The sequence below is a fragment of the Candidatus Aegiribacteria sp. genome, assembly GCA_021108435.1.
GTDB lineage: Bacteria > Fermentibacterota > Fermentibacteria > Fermentibacterales > JCC-6 > Aegiribacteria.
This window is the reverse complement of sequence record JAIOQY010000205.1, coordinates 1-4648: the sequence shown is the minus strand read 5'-3', so window position 1 is coordinate 4648 and position 4648 is coordinate 1. Positions and strand designations below refer to the sequence as shown.

At 46.1% G+C, this 4648-nt stretch carries 3 protein-coding genes and 2 rRNA genes; 3 read left to right on the top strand and 2 right to left on the bottom strand.

Annotation, left to right across the window (positions count from 1 at the left end; translation table 11 throughout):
• The 3 genes from K8R76_12515 to K8R76_12505 all read left to right on the top strand — a co-directional run.
• Positions 1-80: ribosomal RNA gene (locus tag K8R76_12515) — 23S ribosomal RNA — on the top strand; the annotation flags it as partial.
• Between the two features lie 67 nt (positions 81-147).
• Positions 148-264: ribosomal RNA gene (rrf, locus tag K8R76_12510) — 5S ribosomal RNA — on the top strand.
• Positions 265-352: 88 nt separating this feature from the next.
• Complete coding sequence (locus K8R76_12505) at positions 353-1120, top strand: hypothetical protein (GenBank protein ID MCD4848998.1); 768 nt, start codon at positions 353-355, stop codon at positions 1118-1120.
• Between the two features lie 164 nt (positions 1121-1284).
• Here the strand turns inward: K8R76_12505 and K8R76_12500 are convergent, their stop codons facing one another.
• Both K8R76_12500 and K8R76_12495 read right to left on the bottom strand, forming a co-directional pair.
• Complete coding sequence (locus K8R76_12500; GenBank protein ID MCD4848997.1) at positions 1285-2718, bottom strand: winged helix-turn-helix domain-containing protein; 1434 nt, start codon at positions 2716-2718, stop codon at positions 1285-1287.
• A gap of 109 nt (positions 2719-2827) precedes the next feature.
• Positions 2828-4303 (bottom strand): hypothetical protein, encoded by a 1476-nt coding sequence (locus tag K8R76_12495; GenBank protein MCD4848996.1) that lies wholly within the window; start codon positions 4301-4303, stop codon positions 2828-2830.
• Positions 4304-4648: the final 345 nt, after the last annotated feature.

Genomic DNA, 4648 nt, shown 5'->3' with positions numbered 1-4648 from the left:
TATGAGTTTGATAGGCTGCAGGTGTAAGCACAGTAATGTGTTCAGCCGAGCAGTACTAATCGGCCGTGAGGCTTCTACACTTTACTATAATACTACGGTTACACGGATTTCTCGATTCCCTGCATAGATTTGAAAGAACTGGCAATTGCCGGTGGTCAGAGCGGAGGGGCCACACCCGTTTCCATTCCGAACACGGAAGTTAAGCCCTCCAGCGCCGATGGTACTAGTTGGGTCACCTTCTGGGAGAGTAGGACACTGCCGGCTTTAATTTCGCTAAGAGAAACCCCCGGGTCTCCAACCCTCCCGGGGGTTTTTACGTAAGGTCGGACTTACCTTTCTTACGGAGAATAGAATGAATAAAACATTCAAAATGATCAGGAAAGAAGTTCTTTCCAGTGCCGGTGTCCTATACAATTTAGGATATATCGTAATGGCATTCGTATACGCGAAATCTCTGAAACCCCTGATCTCTGCTGCTGGTTATCCCGGTGAGAAAGGATTCTATGTGCCCTGGCTCGGTGTATTAATTATAGCTGCTCTTGCACTGGAGACTCCCGCTGTCTTTTCCAAGATCAGGCATACTCCATTCAGCCGTTCGAAAAACCATTTAATCTTAATCGTCATATATCTGCACTTCGTTATGGTCTCATACGCCGGATACTACGCATTCTGCGCATTCGGCTTTAAAGGCGGATGGTCCTCCCCCCTGCTGTTGCTATTCATAGCGCCCCTTTTTATCAAGGAAATGGCCGTTATGTTCGCTTTTGTCCAGGCCCCTACGATAGTAAAAAAAGAGAAGCACTCCCTGAAGATATTCTATAATTTCTCTCTATTTTTCTCGGGTCTCGTCCTGGCAACCGTGATCTGGGATACGCAGTTGACTATATTCGGACAATTGTCTGATACCGCACCCGGGATTGTAGGGGATGGAACAATTCTCCTGCCCGGCAAGCATTTCCTTACAGTGCTTATCTGCTGTATGGTGATGTTTATTCCAACCCGGCTGGGCTTCATGTTTGAGGAAAGTGCGGTTGATGAAAAAATTGGAAAACGGGTTGTATTCATCACTATCCTTCTGGCAGCTGTATCGGGAATAGCTCCGTACTACCTATCATCATGAGAAGACTTAGAAATTATGAGTTTGATAGGCTGCAGGTGTAAGCACAGTAATGTGTTCAGCCGAGCAGTACTAACCGGCCGTGAGGCTCTTCTGCTCGATGCACATTATCGGACAAGCTCCTTGGTTGGGCCACCTTCTGGGAGAGTAGGGCACTGCAGTAAATATTATATTTGAAATACACCATTATTCAATATAATGTCATTATTGCTGGTTACTTTTGGTTTCTCGGTAATGATATCCCAGCCTGTGTATCCAGTGATATCTCCTCCAACAGCTCGATTGTCTCCGAAAGAAAGATGAAAGCTTCCGAAAACCTTGGTGTCGAGTTTTGGGATGTATGACACCGAGCTGGCTGCGGGATTCAGCCCGAAGCCGACCTGACTTATTGTCTTCTCCTGACGGTCAGCTGTTCTGAAGTATTCTTCAAGCCGCTTATCGCCGCTTTCAATCCGGCAGTCCGTAACGATGCCGTTTTCTACCTGGAGGTTAATTCCTCTTGCCTCTGCATAATCCAATTCGCAGTAGTCCATGTATATGCTTCCTGAAATTGTTGACATAACAGGAACGAACGTGATCTCCCCGGATGGAATACAGGACACATTGTTAATTTCCGATGAAGAGAATGGTCCTGCATCTATAATGAACTTTTCACGATCTACAGAAACATGCAGTACATTGTCATTGCCTGTGTGTATAGTGAAAGTCTCATATTTCCGTATTCTTTCTGCAAGATCACGGGCAGTACTGAACTCGCCGGCGCTTACTGAAGCAGCTTTCCAGAACATGGTCAGCTTTTCAAGTGCATCAGGGTCCGTGTGGAATCTTTCTTCGAATCTAGGTATGGATATGACAATAGCTCTCATGCCCGCTTTCTCATTGATGCCTATAAGAGCTTGCCTCCGTGTTTCTGTAAAGAAATCAAGCCTCTTTTTCGAAACTCCTTCTTTATCTGAAATTGCAGATCGTTTGATGTCTATCCAGACATCTGCCCAGTCCACCGTCTCAGCAATACCTTTGTAGAATATCTCCACTTCCTTTTCAGGAAGATCGAACAGCATTTCTCTTGCGAGGACAGGATTGCTGACCAGTGTTCTATAGTACGCTCCAATACGCCTTAGATGTGCTGCAATTTTCAGGTATATACCTATGTTCTGTTCCTCGAAACCTATAACCACCCTCTCTTCCGGCTGAATCGAAAGGTAGTCCGAAAGAACGACTCTGGCAAACTCGTTGAGATCAAGATCAAGATCACGCTTCAGGAAATATTCGATGTAAGAGTTATTAAGGCTGCTATTCATCCCGCTGTCCGATTCACTCGTCTCTTCAAGTCCTGCTGATAGAAGAAAGTCCTGAGCTACCGCACAGTAGAACTTTTCACGATTTCCGCGTACAGGTTTGTGTGCTATCTGTCTGGCGAAACCGGAATGCTCAAGTTTCTTCAGGTAATAAATTACCCGCGGCGTCTTCATTCCAAGCTTTTCTGCCAGCTGAACACCCGATTGCGGCATTTTCTGCAGTTCTTTCAGTATCTGGAATGCGTACTTATTACTAAGTAGTTGAAGTTTACTGAAATCCGATACTATATCCAGCCCTTTCAATTTCACCTTCCTCTAATTAAGAAATAACACTGATAGAATACCGGACATTTTTTATTCCTGTCAAGCAGTCAGTGTTTCAACTGCATGATTTCCCCGCCGCAAACAGCCTCTACTTGAGAACGGTAATCTTTGTTACTACCAGAAGATCGCCGCACGATGCCCTTATTACATAAGTACCATTACTAACGGTTTGCGGTACTGTCCACATGAAACTGTGCGTTCCCTCCGTGAGATGACCACTGTAAATGACATCAGCGCATCTTCCGGAAATATCATAAACAGAAACATCGGCAAATCCGGAAACCATCGTATTCAGATCAAATGACATGTGCGAAAACACCGGATTCTGTGTCAACGAAGAGAAATGCAGCCCGGATGACATGTTCTCCAGATCTTCTGATTCGCCAATACAGGTGAAATCCTGTGCGATACGAACCAGCCAGACAGATGAGGAGCTGCCGAGTGAGGTGGTCTTACCTGTAAGAATGTACCCGCCGTCAAGGGTCAGATCCATCCCGTTGAGCGCCTCAATTCCTGAACCACCGTAGATTTGACTCCAGAGACTGTCACCATTGGCATCGGTTCTGATTATCCAGAAATCACCGTCTGTATCCCCGAAAGATTTGGTATATCCGCCAAGAAGGTAGCCGCCACCTGGAAGCTGCAGGATAGATGTACCATTATCATAATTACTCCCGCCATAAGTGCGAGACCACAGGAGATTGCCGGAAGCATCGGTCTTCAGCATATAATAATCCGTTTGACCTGAACCGTATGACATGGTGTACCCGTTGAGAATAAATCCGCCGTCTGCTGTGCACTGTACTTCCAAACCTGAATCCCATCCGCTTCCGCCGAAAGTCTTGTTCCAGAGCATTTTCCCGTCAGCATCGGTTCGAATCAGCCAGACATCCCAGCTGCCCGCGCCTGATGATGCCGTTCTGCCTGTAATAATGAACCCGCCGTCCGGGACTGCTGCTGCCGACCATGCCAGATCATCACCCGTTCCGCCATAGGTCCTGGTCCAGAGAGTGTCACCGCTGGAATCAGTCCGTATCAGATAGAAGTCTTTGTCACCTGCTCCGTAAGAGTTCGTATACCCGGCTATCATGTATCCCTGATCAGCGGTTATCACCACTGCTTCACCCTCGTCGTTAAGGGAGCCTCCGTAGGTTCTTGTCCAGAGAGTATCTCCATTGCAATCGGTTCGGACCAGATAGACATCCAGCCCGCCAGAACTGGTATGCTCTTCACTGCTGCCGGTAATGATGTAGCCGCCATCTTCAGTAATCTGAATTGAGTACCCTCTGTCGCTGTACTCCCGTCCGATGACTTTGTACCAGAGCATATCCCCATCGCCATTTGTCTTTACCAGATAAACCTGAAGATATATTGAACCACTGATATAGGAATTCGACAAACCGACAGTAATGAAACCGCCATCATCGGTAGATCGAACGTCATAGGCATAGTCCCAGAGCCATCCACCGAAATGATTGGTCCAGAGCGTATCCGGCTGCTGACCGTGCGCGAGGCCGGCAATGAGCAGCAATGTAAATATACAAATGCTTTTCCCTGATTTCATGAATTTTCAAACTCCTTACATATCCTGCCTCATCCATATTTCATTGACTCAGGCAGGGATTCCGAGGTTTTCGCGTTTTAAAAATATCAAAATGTTTCTATTTCAGATAATACTGCAATAGAATAATGCATGGATATATTCCTGTCAAGCAGTCAGGTTCTGAGGTGTGCAGACAGTTATGGATCTGGAGATTTGCGAGTGCAGACTCTATAGGCGTACTCGTACAAAACTGCGAAGAATACCAAGTGGTTTCTGCATGACTATTTGACGAGAATGAGTGAACATATTATTCTGAATTAGAAATTGTTGGTAAATGAACTGGACAGTGAATATAGCGGGTTATAT

Bases quoted from the DNA above. Each gene is read 5' to 3' on its own strand.
- K8R76_12505 (MCD4848998.1), top strand. From the start codon at position 353: ATGAATAAAACATTCAAAATGATCAGGAAAGAAGTTCTTTCCAGTGCC.
- K8R76_12495 (MCD4848996.1), bottom strand. From the start codon at position 4,303: ATGAAATCAGGGAAAAGCATTTGTATATTTACATTGCTGCTCATTGCC.